The sequence below is a fragment of the Sporolactobacillus sp. KGMB 08714 genome, from assembly GCF_036598985.1.
GTDB lineage: Bacteria > Bacillota > Bacilli > Bacillales > Sporolactobacillaceae > Sporolactobacillus.
In genome coordinates this window covers 55,077-70,932 of the sequence record NZ_JAUUBW010000017.1, presented here as the reverse complement: position 1 = coordinate 70,932, position 15,856 = coordinate 55,077, and the positions used below count along the sequence as shown (strand labels likewise).

Here is a 15,856-nt window from a genome sequence, read left to right as displayed (position 1 = left end):
AGACCGACGGTCAAGGTCCTTCAGACCATCTTGAAAAACAACAAAAAGAATGATGCCGAACAAGAAATGAAACGTCGTGTTTTATGCAAGCAAAAAGTGCAGAGAATTGCAGCGAAAAATACATAGGCTTGCAACCCTAAATAGCGTTAAATTTCAGTATCTGTTTTTATTGAAGAGAGGGCATTTTTCAATCGGTAACTTTCTCCTGTAAACGCGATGACATGAGCATGGTGGACCAAACGATCCACCAGAGCTGAAGTGAGCCGATTATCCCCAAACACTCGATTCCATTGACCAAATTCCAGATTCGAGGTCACGATGACACTTTTGCGTTCATAACAATCTGCGATGATATGAAACAATAATTCGGAACCTTGTTTTTGGAACGGAACGTAGCCTAATTCATCGAGAATGAGTAAATCTGATTTCTCGATTTGGCGCTTCAGTCGACTGAGTGTTCCTGCTTTGAGCGCTTCCTCTAATTGACCGACCAAGTCGGCGACACGAAAAAAACGAACGTCATACCCCATTTCACACGCTTTGATTCCTAAAGCAGTCCCTAAATGCGTTTTTCCCGTACCCGGTGTTCCCAGAAGCAGTAAATTCTGTTTTTGCTTGATAAACCGAAGGTCGTAAAGATTTTTCTTTGTTGTGGTAGCTGGTAAATTGATTTGTTCCGTCCACTCATAGTCTTTTAACCATTTCAGTTCCCTAAATTTAGCTTTTTTGATTAACCGGGCAATTTTTGTCGTTTGTCTCGAACGCACTTCAATGGATAAGCAATCCCTTAAAAACTGCTCTTTGTTTTCAAATGGGACGCTTTCATAGTTGCCAATAAGATGAGCAAGATGAAGCGCTTTACACATCACTTTTAAATCAGTCATTGGGAGACTCCTCCTTCCAGAGAAGGACAAAGCCGTTGATCATAGGTGGCTAAATTGGTCTCGTAATTGAGCAGAATGCCAGGCGTATGTTCTTCCTCTATTTTGTCGGGATAAGAAAACGCACTAGCCTCTAAAAAGATACCCAACTCATGGGGTGTCTTTTCCAAGCGTTCTTTTCTAGATAAGATGGCCTGGATTTCCTTTAAATCATACTTTTCTAACAGTTTTCTTAATCCCTTGACGCGGTATTTGACTTCTTCCTTGCGTATCGTCAGATACGCTTGCACGTTATTGGGCAGGTACTTGAAAAATCGTGAATAACGAACCGAACGCGGTTTCTGTTCCCAATCATTCAGAATATCCTCCCACGGAATGACTCGCGTTGTATTCATGTAAGGACGATCCGATTGATACACAATCTCGCCATCATTCGTGAAACAAATAAATTGATTCCATTCGGCTTTGATGATTAGTATTTGTTTCATCCGTGCATGATGGATGACAAACCGTTCCCCATCCATCATGATCTCTCCATACTTATTGATTTTTGTAGATTTTATCGAGAAGATGGGCAGATCCTTTAGAGGCAATGGTTTCAAATGCTTTTGATCCTCTTTCCACAACACATTGATCCGTTCTTCTTTTTCGTAATGAAGCCGCTCACGATCTTTGCTCATGGCTTGTTGAATCCAGGCGGCCAATTGTGGGAAGTCTTGCATTAATGGGGCCGTTGTGAAAAGATTATTTCTTGTATACCCTACTTTTTTCTCGACATTCCCTTTTTCATGACCACTGGCAGGATTACAGGGCTGCACTTCAAAGCCGTAGTGATTTCTAAAACGACTGAAAGCCTCTGTGTACGTCCGTTTCGCCCCCTTACCCATGGAAACGACGGCCGCAGCCAAATTATCCATTCTCAAATAAGTGGGCACGCCTCCGGCTTGCTTAAAGAGCTGTTTTAAGCCTTCCAAAAAACATTCGGTGTTTTCACTGGGCAAAGGATAACCCAGCCCCGCATTACTGTATGGGAAACTGAGAATGAGTAATTTTATATCCTTAAAGGCGCTGTCTTTGACCACCGTCATCGTCCCAAAATCAACTTGCGCTTCACCCGGTGGGTGCTCAAGGCGTTCATATCTTCGGTTTTTTTCCTCTTTGATTTGTGGTTTCCGACTTTGAATATAGTCACATACCGTTCAATAAGATCCTGGGAAGTTCCATTCATCCCTAAGCTGTTCATATATTTTTTTGTTCGTTCTTCGCTCTTTTTTCTTGAGTTTCAGATCCTCCTCAATCCAGTCATCCACAATTTCACCATAGCTTTCTTCATACATCATTCCTCGCTTTTTAAACTGAAGCTGGGTATCTGACGACTCTCCATCTGCATATTTTTTGACGGTTCGCCAATTACAGCCGGTCTTTCTTGATATTTCATTAATCGATAAATCTTCGCTTTCTCTTAAGTGCTTGATATAATTGATTTCAGGCATTGCTAGCATCCTTTCATTTCCTCCTACTGTTAAGATCGCTCAATCCAAACAGTAGAGGTTATTTTGGGGGCTGGCAAGCCTATTTTTATGCGGTTAAGTTCTGCATAAATTCCTTGCAAAACTCTGTACTTTTATTCTGCCATAAACAGAAGGGGTTCGCTTCAACCTAAACGAAAAGGAAAGATATCAGGTTATTCTATAAACATCTGGTGAACGGACTGTCTTAACAAGACAGTCTTATTTTTGATGGCCGGTGGACAGGGTTTCCGTCAAACTGCGGTCAATAGCCGCCGTCATTTTCAGGACAATAATGAATAGCAGTAACACTGTGCTTCCTCCTCGAAAATTAGATCAGGGTTCGCGTCTTCACAGCCCGGTGTACTTCGCGTTGTTCAATAGACGTAAGCGTCAAAACATACTGACCTTACAAAAAAGGAATTGAAGGACCCAAAGTACCCAATCTTGAAAAGTTACAGACGAAGCGGTGGATTAACTTCTTCCATGGTCCAACGCTTCCGGCTGAATGCCGGATGTCCGCAAAATCATCATGCATACAAGAACAGCCCCTACCTTATAGGCCAAAGACTATTTAAAAACTATTTGTTGCTTACCTTTTTAAGATTCTTAATAATCAATTGTCTGGCATATTTGTAAACATTTCTTTCAGATAGCGAACTGAGTACTAAATAGATCGGAATAATTAGCAGGCTGAGCATACAAGCCCAGCCAATTACATGAAGGTAGGAGTGTGGGTTAATATTAACTTTGCCTGCAACAGTAATGATGAGCAGAAAAATTAATACGTCGATCAGCCATCTTCTTATGGTTGGCCATGGATTTCTGTTCAGTATTGTTTGATTCGCATACACGATCATATCGATTGATCGGTACAAGAGAGCAGCGATCGTACCCATCAACACTCCGTATATACCTAAAAAGTGAACAAAAATCAGAGAGCAGATAATATTAATGGAAGACTCTAGAATGGACCGATATTGCGTCTTTTTGAAGTGGCCAGCAATATTGATTAGATTATTAGAGGGTATTCTTGCGTTGCTTAGAAGTTTCAAAGCCACGAATAGAACTGGAAGCCAAGAGTCAATATAATTGATATCCTTTATCCCCAAGGTATACAATCTCATAAAGGGTAGTACGAGTATATAAGTTACAGCATAAAACGCGAAAACCAAGGCCATGAAATATACTTCATAGGTATCAAACATCATAATATAGCGTTTTTTGTTATCATAAAACATTTGTCCAAGCGCAAATGTTATGCTGTCATTGACGGTACCGATTACCCGGTCAATCACAGTAAAAATCATATTATAGATGACATAGACACTAACGATCTTTAAATTCGTAAAGAATGTCAGAATAAGCACGTCAGTGTTATTAAAAATCAATCCAGAGAGTTGATGAATCATCACAGAATTTTTTTGCGACATTGATTGGAAATTTGGGTGGCTTTTTAGATTCAACCATTTATAGTTTCTTTTAATATAAATCAGATAAATGATAATCTGAAACATGGTGAGTACAAAAAAAGACCCCTGAATAACAACGACATTGTAGCCTGACTTTATCAGAATAATTTTTACAAGACTACTTAGAATATTAATTATCGTTGTGATAATTGTATTAATATAGCTTTTTCCAATTGCAGTCATAAAGATAGTGTATGTTCCCTGAAAATAGTAATTAAAAGCTCCGCCAAGCCCCGTAAGCAAAACGACTAACATCGTCGTCACCCAACTGATGGAGGAGTGAACAAACGAAGGATAAAGGACGGCCATGACAATCACACACAAAAAATAGTACAATCCTGTTTTCTGATAATAATTATGAGTTGCTGACAAAACCTCATTTATATCCTGTTTGTCAGCTCTTGCCACCACTTTATAGAGCGCCTGCAAAGATGCGGATCCGACACCTGCCTCGAGAAGGGACAGATAGATTATGATCTGTCCGATTGAAGAGATCAGACCATTGACCTCAGATCCAAAGTGAACAAGGAACATCCTGGGGATGATAATACCAAAAGCAACCGTTATCAGCATGCTTGCCATGCCAAAGATTAAATTCAGGATGCTTCGCTTAGCTTTCATAATTCTCCCCTTTTTCAAATATAAGGGCTTATCTTATGTATTCGATCTTTTTTTGAATTTCAGGAGCTACTTCTCTAGTTTTTAAAATAACTTTTACACGCTTCCATGATAATCTTGAACGACTCTGAACATAATTAATGAAGAATGTTTTCAAATCTTTAATTAATCTCCCCGGCGAGTTCAATGACATGTTGTATTCTCTTCCTTTGAAATAATATATATTGCTACTGTAAGGGAACAACCATGACCTTTTTTAGATTATGCCCCTGCCATAATAAAGGACATTGACAAATTGTTTATAATTTCAATCTATATTACGACCAAGCCATTCCTTTAGATTGGAAAATGGCATACACAGTATGCCTCTCATCTTATTACCCCTTCTCTATGGCTATTCTTTTTCTGTATCTAGGGCCCCATGAATTCTTGTGGGATTATGCCAGGTGGAACTGAATTTTTTAACTCGTAAGATAATCTTGTTTCTCAAACTGGAGTAGCTTGTCTTAGCCTAAAAGATGTTTGCCTGCTTCCTAGTAATATAATCAAAACAGTCAAACGGATTCTACGATTGACCTGTCACGATGGCCCAATATGTAAACACTCGCCGAAATATGCTTAATGCTTGAAGTATCTCTCTCAAAGAAGTGTGTTTCAGCAAAAAAAGGATCATTTTTCAAGCTCAAAAGTTCAAACCACTATTTTTAGAAATTCACTAAAAAAAGAGCCACCTATCCTTTACATGACAAATATGGATTGGAAAATTACCAACAAAAAAAATTTTCAAATTATATATTTCTATTTTTCCGTATTTATTTTATGAAAAAAGCAAGTAGGAATCAATAAACATACATCAGTTAACTATTATTTGATGCTTTTTTTCTAGATGTTGAACCACGAACCCTCAAAGAGCTTAGCGGAAATCCAAGTCTAACGCTGAATACCCTTTTTTTCTCTGATTTGATCGCCCTGTATTCAGATTTACATATAGCGAGCACACAGGCAAAGTATTGCGCCGTTAAAGCTTCGTAAATAACATGACCACCATAGTATGCATGTACTAAACCGGCCATTATACTTAAAAAAAGTGCAAAGTATTTAACATCATTTCTTTTTTTTATTAGTACTGCAACTGCAAATAAAACTCTTCTAAAAATAATGAGACATATAAATAACAAAACCCAAATTCCGGAATAATACAACAATCCGTAAAAGTCCATCTCTATAATATTAAACTGATGATCAATTAAAACATTATTTGCATTGTTAAAGCCTATTCCAAACTGTAATAAGGGATTGTAATTATAATTTGTGGCAATATAATTTTGAATCCATTCCACATGCAAGTCCCTATTTGAAACAGCATAACTATATATACCGCCCCATTGAATTGCATTATTAATCTGAGTATTAAAAAATATTTTCAAGGTACTCCAGCTAAAATACAATGCCGAAATTAATCCACCTATTGATAAAAAATATAAAGTCAATCGTAAATAATTGAGTTTTGATTTAAGAATAAAGTTAATTGACTGAAAGAAAATTATTAAAAGCGCTCCGGCAATTCCAGCTTTTGTACCAATAACCAAAAGAGAAAAGAGTGCCAAGCAATAACTTAGCAGATATCTTTTATATTTTGTTCTCGCAAAGGCATACAAATTCAAGGGTGTAATAATTAATAGGGTTGCAGTTACAGCATTTTGAACAAGAAACAAGCCCTTGTGTCCGGCTCTTCCACCAACATAAGTGCTAAAACCAATACCAAAGAGTCCAAGAATAATACTTATAGTAATTATATATGACGACTGTATTATGTACTTTATAATCTCATCCTTGGTCAATATTCTTTTTTTTATAATGAAGTCAAACGAAAATATTCCAGTTACAAATAGTATCACTTTCGAAATATATTGAAGATCAGCAACTAGCGCTTCTATTTCAAAGCCAGCATAAGTAAATTCTCCAATAACTAGAAGAGCAAGCAAAGAAATAATAATTAACTTATCCCTGATTTTAGTAAATTTGATAAATAGATAAAATAAAATTAAGATACGTACATATTGACCTATTGGGAATGTCGTATGAAAAAGCTGTGTGGATATTGAATAAATAATATCCAAAACAGGGTAAAATATAATAATATATTTTAATATTTTTTTATCCAATGATGCCACCAACCATAGAATCTTTTTCTTATTAAGCAATAAACTTACTTTATTTAAAATACCTTACAAACCTTTTTGCATAATTTTTTCCGAAATCAGGATTAACTGTTTATTATATCTTTTATCTTTCATCCTTCTCGCTTTATTAATTTCTTGATATAAAAACTGGCTATTATATGCTCTTCTAATAGTATTGCTGATGCTAATTTCATCATTTTTAGTATACAGAACGCCATCCTGATATATTTTCTTTAGGGCGACTTTATCAGATAGAACCATTTTTTTGTGTGCACCTAGTCCTTCATTACTAACACTCATCTGAATGTCATCATATATCGTTAATCCTAATAATACATCGGCTTGTTCTAGATAATTAAGATACAGATTATCTTCAAGCCACCCCGTTATTATAACATTAGAAGGCAAGTCTTTTTTTGACAGATTAAAGTTCTTCTTCATTTTCGCATGACTGCCCGTTAGAACAAAAGAAAACTCAGGAAGTCTCTGAGCCGCTTTTATTACCTCTTTTATTGGCTCGTCTAAATTAAAAGAAGTTGGAAAAAAGACAAAGGGTTTTTTAACAAAAATCTTCTCTTTCTTAATGTTAACAAAATGTGGCGTTTTGTCTTCTAACACCAACTTTTTACAATCTGCTATGTAGGGAACAATTTCTTTTGTCCTAGCATATATTATCTCATTATGAAAGATTAAAAGATCAGCGCTACCTAATAATCTTTTTATGCCAATACTTTTTAACCAAGGTTTTCTGGTGATAGCATTATGACAGTCTGCTATAATCTTGAACTTTCTCTTAGAAAATCGTCTATATAAAAGTGGGGCAAGCAACGAATATGTAGGTGGAACCTGGACAAAACAATTATCGTAAGAATTTCTAGTTAAGAGTCTATAGTCTTTTACAAAAAGCCTCAAATAGTTTAATATTTTTTTTAATATACCGGCAGATGGATTATCTCTGTATACAATCTGAAAATCGCCGATTTCTTTTCTCAAATCACTAACTATTCCCTCAACTCTTGCTTGATATTTTGTCCAGACAATAAATACATTTTTCATTTGGATAACCCCATTATTTATTGATAAGATAATTTTTTGCGATGTAACTAGCCAGTTCTCCTTGCGAATTATACTCTTTGAAATTCATATTTTTTATTTTTTTTATAGATTCTTCTAACTGTTGTACATTCTTAATCACTAAAACGTAATTTTGAGATCCAAAAACCTCTGCAATTTCAAATTGGTGATTATCAACGTGCTCTCCTCTATCCTTCTCCCGCGGAATAACAATTACTTTCTTCCCAGCTCTCAGACCTTTGATTATAGACGAAGTCCCTGCATGTGTAATAAGAATATCACATGCTATTAAATACTGATTGAACTCATTTTCATTTATAAATTTATATGTAACAGCATGTCGGCTTGGTTTACTAGCTCCACATTGTATAATCACTTCATTAGAATTCAAAAATCCTTTTTCTATCAAATGATCGATTTCCTTAATCACTCTATCCATTGCAAAGTTCTGTGTTCCAAGGGTAACAAAAATCAATACAAACTCCCCCTATATATCGCATGAGGATAAATTTTTAACATTTCCGGCCACTGAACAAAATATACATCCGCAAATCTGTATACTATTTTTCCAGTTAATGTTGGAGAGTGTATTTTCGCAAAACTCTCTACAAAAATGATCTTGGAACCCATCATTTTTGAAAAAACGAGAAAAGGCAAGGTTGCACCGGCCCCAGTCGATATGACTATCTTTGGTCGGCATTTAAGCGCATAGAGAAGTGAAATAAAAGTATTATACAAAAATATAAATGGAAATTTTCTGCTTTTCCGATCTTGTTGTTTTAAAAATAAGATATCTTTTCTTCCTGCATTCGACTTATTTTTTTCAGTAATTAATTGTATTCCATCTTTATCTTTAGTTCTTAATAATATTTCATTTAATTGAGCCCAGTGTCCACCGGTGGAACTTATTAAAACTTTTTTTGGCAATTTAATTTTCCCTCCTTTTCTCAGCACATAAAATATCCTATTCTTTTCCTCCCATTTCACTGCCTAATACTAAAGCATCCTTAACTCCACTGTAAATGCAATGAATCCTTTTCCATTTTTGCGGCTGATTTTTTGCAAATATTTTAACAAACAGTTTAAAAGATTTATACAACATATAGCAAAAAGAAATAATATGTGTACCGCTAAAGTTTCTTTTACATATCCAGTAACCATTTCTAATCTTATAATATGCAACAAATGGAGAGGGATCATTTTCCCCACCTGATGAACCAGATACTTTATGGTAAACGATAGAATCCGGAACATAAACAATTTTCCACCCATGTCGCTTCGCTTTTATATTGTAGTCAGTTTCTTCATAATACAAAAAATAGTCTTCGCGCATATATCCGATATCATTAATTAGATCACTTCTAAACAACATACTGCACCCAGTTATATAATCTACCTCTTCTACAGAATTGAACTCCCCCTTATCCACTTCCTTCATTCCCAGATGAATTGTTTTTCCACTTGTTTGGTTAAATTCCCCGCCAGCAAACCAGATAACATTAGAACCATAATAGTATATCTTTGAACCAACAATGCCGACTTGTTTATTTCGATCTATGTAATCCACAAGTAACGAAAGGGACTTAGTATCTACGATCGTATCGTTGTTTAAAAGCCAGATATATTCAAATTTTTGGTTATATGCCTTTTTAATTGCTAAGTTATTTCCACCAGCAAATCCCAAGTTTTTTTCTGATCTTATTAATTCAATCATAAGGCTGAAATTATTCTCAGATTCGATGAATCCTTTTAATATTTCAAACGAGCAATCTGTAGAACCATTGTCTACTATAAAAACATAAAAATTATTATAGGTTAGCTTTCCTAATGACTTTAAACATTCAAGAGTGTCTTTATAAGCATTCCAATTGACAATTATTATAGCAACAGAGGGCGAATCCATTCTTCCACCTCACTCTGATAAAAATTTCACTCAGTTGTTTATTAGCAGGTACTAATGCGATAATTAATTCCTTTTTCTAATTAATTTTGCTGGCACACCAGCATATATGCAATAAGGTGGTATATCTCTATTTACAACAGAACCAGCTCCGACAACAGAACCTTTACCAATTGTAACACCATCAAGTATTACTACATTTGTACCTATCCACACATCATCTTCAATTACAATACCCTTAGCTATTTCAGGATTTTTTTTAATTGGTTTCGTCATGTCATTGAATGTATGTTGATTAGGTACAATTTGTACATTTGACGATATCATAACATCTTTTCCAATTGTTAAACCGCCTTGACCATAAAGATTGCAAAAATCGCCAACCTGAGAATTTGGGCCAATTTTAATAAAACCTTGCAATGACTGGATTACACTATATCTCGATATAGTTGTACCTTTGCCAATGCTAATTGAATTAGGTTTACCTGCAGAAATAAAGGTTCCCTTTTGTATTTCATTATCTCCGCCTAACACAATCCAATTGTGATTTTTAAAAGTACAATATTTTTCGACAAAAATTTTACTGTTTTTTTTATTAAATGGTAATAAATTTCCTCTTGCTAGATCTGCGAACCTCTGTAATTTCCATGAAAGCAAGGAAAGAAGCTTAATCATTTCCGGAAATCGCCTTCTTCGCAATTGTACTATAAATGTTACGCACCTTATCTTCTATATTATCTGAGTTATATTTAATAAGATAATTATGTTTTAGTAACGATGACGCTCTATAAGATGTCATCAAAATTGAGAGGGAAAAACCCGTCGCACCATCTTTATATCCTTTACGCTTGAAATATCTTTTAAGAAATTCAATGATACATATTAAAAAGATTCTAAAAGTTGATACTTTATCTGTATTTTTCAATTGTTTCGCTTCAATTGTTGTATACTTATTAAGTTTATGAATAAATTGTTCAACAGATAAATAATTAAAATGAATTATATTTAAATTCTTATCTTTAATAATCGACACCCTAGCCTCACTACTCAAATTAACAAACTTATGAATTTGGTCAGAATAACTCATAAACTTTTTTTTATAAAAACGCATTTGTTTATCTTGTGAGGGACCCCATCCTGTACCGGTCATTTCCTCTCCAAAAAAGTAATTTTTTCTTGGAATCCATAGGGCATCGTATTCATCGTTTTCGATACATTTAATGAGATATTTTCTTAAGTCTTGTGTGATAAGCTCATCGGCATCAACCACTAATATCCATTCATTAGTTGCCTTTTCCAACGCGAACTGTCTGGCCGGATCAGCAAATCCCATTCTTTTGAAATAAAATATCTTGTTCGTATACTCACTGGCAATTTTCACAGTATTATCTTCACTAAACATATCGACTATTATAATTTCATCAGCCCATTTAACGCTCTCTAAACAATTTCTAATATTTTTCTCTTCATTGAAAGTGTTAATTAACACTGATATTTTCTTGTTTTTCACTTTTTATTCTCCCTCGACTAATTATTAAGCCACATATACAGATGTACAGCTCAACGAAGAGTATGCTAAGAAGCATGCCATAAGTATGCCAGAAAAAAGACAGGGGCAGAGAGATTAATATGAATAAAATAGTCACAGAAACATACATTCTCTGGAATTCGCTTGTCTTATTCATCGCTAGAATAATCGGGCTGATTTGTACATTAAGCACTTGTAGCATTAATATATCGGAAAATCCCTTAAGTAGAATGATTAAAGTACTGTTTTCAGTTCCACTAACAACTTTAATTAATAGTCCTGAAAACATAAAAAGTGCAACTCCCATTAACAACGCCGCCACCATAGCAAAACATATAATAAATTTTTTTACTTTCAAAAATTTATTTCGGCTGATTGCAAATTGCCTACATAAAAAAGGGTATAATGCTTGAGCAAATGGTTGGGTCAGTCCAACTGCCGCTCCTGTTATTTTCTGACATATACCATAGTAAGCGACAGCTCTTTGTCCGGCTAAGAAACCTAAAATAACCACTGCACCTTGTCCATAAACATTTCCAGAAATGTTGCCAATAAAAACATGCCAACCATCTTTCAACTCTCTTTTAATTAAGTTAATCTTAAAATGTGGAACTATCGGTATGGAGAACTGTTTTCTTATTGTCCACAGGCCAAGTATTCCAGGTAAAACATAATATAACGTTTGAAAAAGAGCAGCCAATTCATAATCAGAATTACTTTTAACAAATATAAAAATCAACAATGTACTGACGATTTTTGATCCAATATTAAAGTATGTTATATATTTCATTTGTTCAATACCTTGAAAGAACCAGATTGGAAACATTGCATTTCCTACTACTGACAAAAAGCCGATGATATATAAAAGCGATTCCTTAGAAAACTGAGGAACTGCCATCAAAAGAATAATTAGAATCACAAATGACGATCCTGTAAGCAGAGTTTTTATTGATATTATAGAGTTACTATATTCTCTTAGTCTGACTTTGTTTTCTCTAATCAATGCAATCTTTCTTGTTGCGCTAAAATTAAATCCATAATCCGTCAAAACAATAAAATATTGAATTAATGAATTCATAAATATGAGCAACCCATAATTCGATGTACCCAATGTTCTTACTAGATAAGGAAATGTAATTAAGGGTAATATATAATTAGATCCCTGAATGATGAAAAGTGAAAGGGTGTTTTTTACAACCTTATTTTTCCACAATCGCAACACTCCATAAGCTGCAAACATTAACGTAAGTTTGTACCAAAACAGCAAATCTCCTATTTTCCTATTTAATAGGCATTCTTTGTTATAAAGGGAACTAAGACGGTCTTCAAGACAATCTTCGTGTCCAAAAACAAATTTCGATTTTGAATATATTCTAGATCTAGTCTAACCATTTCATCGAATCCGACATTACTTCTCCCGCTTACCTGCCACAATCCGGTACATCCGGGTTTTACCAATAATCTTTGTTTATCATAATCTGTATATTCCGCTACTTCCCTTGGCAGAGGAGGCCGGGGACCGACGAGACTCATATCCCCTTTTAGCACATTAACCAGTTGCGGAAGTTCGTCCATACTTGTCTTTCTAAGAAAATGGCCCAGTCGGGTAACCCGGGGATCATCTTTCATTTTGAACATCGCGCCGCTGGCTTCATTTTTATTTAAAAGACTCTTCAGCTGCTCCTCAGCATTGGGAACCATCGAACGAAATTTATACATATTAAACGGTTTCTCATTTTTTCCCAAACGTATCTGTTTAAAAATTACTTTTGCTTTCGGCTCTTCTAACTTAATTAACAGAGAAATAATCAATAAGAGCGGAGAAAGAAGTATGAGTCCTGCCAGAGACCCAAAAACATCTATCACTCTTTTAGTAGATAAATAGAATTTTTGTCCTTCTGATTCAGTATTTATTAATATTGAATTTTTACCGATATTAACATTGCGTGGCATGTTATTCTCAATTGATGATTTGGACATAGCCATAAGTCATTCCTCCGTTAAATCAGAGCTTGTCACATAGAAGAGCAGTCAATCATTGTCCAGAATTGGATCAGTCCATGCGGTTATCCTTTAAGTAAATTCATTCAGCCGATTCTTTAACTGATTGATTCTGGAACTTGATTCGGAAGGTCAACAAAGTTTGTCCCATTTATCTGACTTGCAATCGTTTCAGGTTTCAGTTACCAAAATCAATCGGTTTTTTCATAAATTTGTCTAAATCTGTTAAACTGGGAAAGAACGACACATCCCGTGCCCATAACATCTCATTTTGCTTCCCTCCCGGCTAAAAGATTCCCCAAAACTTTCTCTCTTTTATCTCTGACGGTTCCTCGCGCTGAACAAGATCCCCGTTAACGAGCAGTTCGGAATTTTCCTTAAATAATTGCGGAGCTTCTTTGCCAAATTCTTTTTTGAGTACAATCAGGGCTTTTTGTATATAAAAAGGACGTTCGGTCACATTGTGGGCGTCTGAAGCAACAAAATGAGTCAGATTGTTTTCAATGAACTGAAACGTTCTCTTTTTAACTCTCTTTCCGTTGATGCCGATTAAGCTTGCAGCCGTCACCTGTGAGAGCGCACCGTCTGTGATAAAGGAGTAGAGAATCTCCGGATGTTCGAATATTTCCTGATTGCGTTCAGGGTGAACAATGACGGGTGTGATGCCTTTGACCTGCAGGTCATAAAAAAGCTGCTTTGCATAACGCGGAACATGCTGCGACGGGAACTCAACAAGTATGTATTTCCCATTGTCATTAACGGTGACCAGTTCCTGCTCAGCCGTGCTGTCCGCCATTTCGCCGAAAATTCTCGGTTCCTGCCCGGGCAGTACAGTCAGATTGATCTGATGTTGAGCGAATAAGTGATTTAGGTCATTGATTTTCTTCAAGACAGAATATCGCGGATTGTCCCAGTGACGGTTGCGATGATGAGGCGTAGCGACAATCTGCGTGATTCCTTCGCTGACTGCCTGGTTGGCCATGGCAAGCGAAACATTTTCGTCTCTTGCCCCGTCATCCACTCCTGGAATAATATGACAGTGAATATCGATCATCCGGCTTCGCCTCCTTTGCTTCGGCAGTTTTTATCATGCTGTATTATTTATTCATTGCCGTAGTAATAGTAATAATGGCTGTCCGATTTTGAGACTGGCCGGCCATTGAGTACAACTCCGAGAATTCTTGCCTTTGCCTTGACGAGCAGGTCTTTTGCTTTTACAGCCGCCTCTTTTTCTGTGGCACCGCTGCGAACTACAAGTACTGTTCCGTCACAGAGATTGGCCAGCAGCTGGGCATCCGTCACCGCCAGGACCGGCGGCGTGTCCAGAAGCACTGTGTCAAAGAGTGTCAGTGCGTGATTCATAAAGCTGATCATGGCCGGAGAACTCAGCAGTTCCGCCGGATTCGGTGGGATCGGGCCGCTCGTCAGCACAAAGAGATTCTCCGCTTCCGTATTTTGAATCGCTTCATCGAAGGTGCTCTTCTTGGTCAGCAAGGTGGTTAATCCATGGGTATTGCTGAGCCGGAAAGTATAATGCATCGTCGGCTTGCGAAGATCGGCGTCGATCAGCAGGACATGTTTTCCCTGCTGAGCCATCACTGCTGCCAGATTCGCTGCTGTCGTCGACTTGCCCTCACCCGGTCCGGCCGAAGTGATCATCATCGTTTTCAGATCCCCGCTGACCTGGGAAAAATCGATATTCGTCCGGATGGTCCGGTACTGTTCCGCGATGGTCGATTTGGGCTTATAAAAAGCGATCAAATGGCGCTGCTTGGAAATCTGTTTACTTGGCTTCAACATGACCGCCCCCTCTTACCTTTTGATGACCGGCTGCATGAATAGGTGCTCTCGATTCCTTCTCATGATGACGTTTAATTTCCGAAATGCTCCCGAGCACTGGCAGTCCAAGCACCTTTTCAATGTCTTCTTCCGTTTTGATCGTGTTATCCAAGTATTCAAGCAGGAAAGCAAGCCCGATTGACACCATCAGCCCGACTACAAACACAATTGCCAGATTGATGGCCGGTTTCGGACTGACCGGAATATTGCTGGAAGCGATTGTCGCCTCGGAAAGAATGCTGACGTTATCGACATTCATGACTTTCTGAACCTGTGACTTAAAGGCCTGGGCCACGCTGTTGACAATCTTCACCGACAGCGACGGGCTTTTCGACTCTGCTGTCAGCGTGAAAACCTGAGAATTCTGAGCCGTGTCCACCGTCAGCATTTTTTTTAACTGATCTGTCGTCATTTTCAGGTTTAACTGATGGATGACCTGATTCAGCACGGTCGGATTGTTGATGATTACACTGTATGTATTGACGAGCTGTACATTCGTTTGTACGGCATTGGTTGCATAAAGACTCGCATTGTTCTCATTCGCCTGATTAACAAGAATCTGCGTCGACGCGTCATATTTCGGAGCCATTATAAAATAAGTGGTGAATGCACCGGCCGCCACGGCCAGCAAAGTAATCGTTACGATTAATGTAAAACGTTTTTTCAGAGCATGAAAAATCTCCTGAAGGCTTATCGTCTCTTCCATAATATCCCCCAACCGGCAAATAGAATTTTATTAATTAGAAAGTTTTGTCAAGATAGTAGTATTATAGCACATTTTTTGTCGGGAAAAGGCGACGCCTTCATTAAAAATAAGAGGCAGCCTGACATATTGTTGTAAAGATTTTATTC

The 15,856-nt window shown here is 36.8% G+C and carries 14 protein-coding genes and 1 pseudogene; all 15 read right to left on the bottom strand.

The features are described 5' to 3' along the window. Positions 1-146: 146 nt before the first annotated feature. Complete coding sequence (istB, locus tag Q6A92_RS09385; RefSeq protein ID WP_332237878.1) at positions 147-884, bottom strand: IS21-like element helper ATPase IstB; 738 nt, start codon at positions 882-884, stop codon at positions 147-149. Beyond that, positions 881-2,383 (bottom strand): annotated as a pseudogene (gene istA, locus Q6A92_RS09380) (IS21 family transposase). Before istA ends, istB begins: the two are co-directional and overlap by 4 nt. Positions 2,384-2,970: 587 nt before the next feature. Continuing rightward, positions 2,971-4,482 (bottom strand): sugar isomerase, encoded by a 1,512-nt coding sequence (locus tag Q6A92_RS09375; protein ID WP_332237877.1) that lies wholly within the window; start codon positions 4,480-4,482, stop codon positions 2,971-2,973. An 854-nt stretch (positions 4,483-5,336) separates the two neighbouring features. After that, positions 5,337-6,644, bottom strand: a complete 1,308-nt coding sequence (locus tag Q6A92_RS09370; RefSeq protein WP_332237875.1) for an O-antigen ligase family protein — start codon at positions 6,642-6,644, stop codon at positions 5,337-5,339. A 63-nt stretch (positions 6,645-6,707) separates the two neighbouring features. Further along, the gene (locus tag Q6A92_RS09365) at positions 6,708-7,718 is read right to left on the bottom strand and encodes a hypothetical protein (RefSeq protein ID WP_332237874.1); all 1,011 of its coding nucleotides are present in this window, start codon (positions 7,716-7,718) and stop codon (positions 6,708-6,710) included. Positions 7,719-7,731: 13 nt separating this feature from the next. After that, positions 7,732-8,211: a PssE/Cps14G family polysaccharide biosynthesis glycosyltransferase gene (gene pssE / locus Q6A92_RS09360; RefSeq protein WP_332237872.1), complete on the bottom strand. Its 480-nt coding sequence runs from the start codon at positions 8,209-8,211 to the stop codon at positions 7,732-7,734. Continuing rightward, on the bottom strand, positions 8,208-8,663 hold the full coding sequence (gene pssD, locus Q6A92_RS09355) for a PssD/Cps14F family polysaccharide biosynthesis glycosyltransferase (protein ID WP_332237870.1): 456 nt from the start codon (positions 8,661-8,663) through the stop codon (positions 8,208-8,210). The genes pssE and pssD overlap by 4 nt, the downstream gene beginning before the upstream one ends. 37 nt (positions 8,664-8,700) lie before the next feature. Further along, positions 8,701-9,639 (bottom strand): glycosyltransferase family 2 protein, encoded by a 939-nt coding sequence (locus Q6A92_RS09350; RefSeq protein WP_332237869.1) that lies wholly within the window; start codon positions 9,637-9,639, stop codon positions 8,701-8,703. Positions 9,640-9,702: 63 nt separating this feature from the next. Beyond that, a complete protein-coding gene (locus Q6A92_RS09345; protein WP_332237867.1) occupies positions 9,703-10,311 on the bottom strand; it encodes an acyltransferase in 609 nt (202 codons plus the stop codon). Beyond that, complete coding sequence (locus Q6A92_RS09340; RefSeq protein ID WP_332237866.1) at positions 10,304-11,146, bottom strand: glycosyltransferase family 2 protein; 843 nt, start codon at positions 11,144-11,146, stop codon at positions 10,304-10,306. The genes Q6A92_RS09345 and Q6A92_RS09340 overlap by 8 nt, the downstream gene beginning before the upstream one ends. After that, on the bottom strand, positions 11,115-12,404 hold the full coding sequence (locus Q6A92_RS09335; protein WP_332237882.1) for a flippase: 1,290 nt from the start codon (positions 12,402-12,404) through the stop codon (positions 11,115-11,117). Before Q6A92_RS09335 ends, Q6A92_RS09340 begins: the two co-directional genes overlap by 32 nt. A 44-nt stretch (positions 12,405-12,448) precedes the next feature. Then, the gene (locus Q6A92_RS09330) at positions 12,449-13,150 is read right to left on the bottom strand and encodes a sugar transferase (RefSeq protein ID WP_332237864.1); all 702 of its coding nucleotides are present in this window, start codon (positions 13,148-13,150) and stop codon (positions 12,449-12,451) included. Positions 13,151-13,451: 301 nt separating this feature from the next. Then, entirely contained in the window at positions 13,452-14,219 is a 768-nt protein-coding gene (locus Q6A92_RS09325) for a tyrosine-protein phosphatase (RefSeq protein ID WP_332237863.1), read from the bottom strand. Between the two features lie 47 nt (positions 14,220-14,266). Further along, a complete protein-coding gene (locus Q6A92_RS09320; RefSeq protein WP_332237861.1) occupies positions 14,267-14,965 on the bottom strand; it encodes a CpsD/CapB family tyrosine-protein kinase in 699 nt (232 codons plus the stop codon). Beyond that, the gene (locus Q6A92_RS09315) at positions 14,949-15,710 is read right to left on the bottom strand and encodes a YveK family protein (protein ID WP_332237860.1); all 762 of its coding nucleotides are present in this window, start codon (positions 15,708-15,710) and stop codon (positions 14,949-14,951) included. Before Q6A92_RS09315 ends, Q6A92_RS09320 begins: the two co-directional genes overlap by 17 nt. Positions 15,711-15,856: the final 146 nt, after the last annotated feature.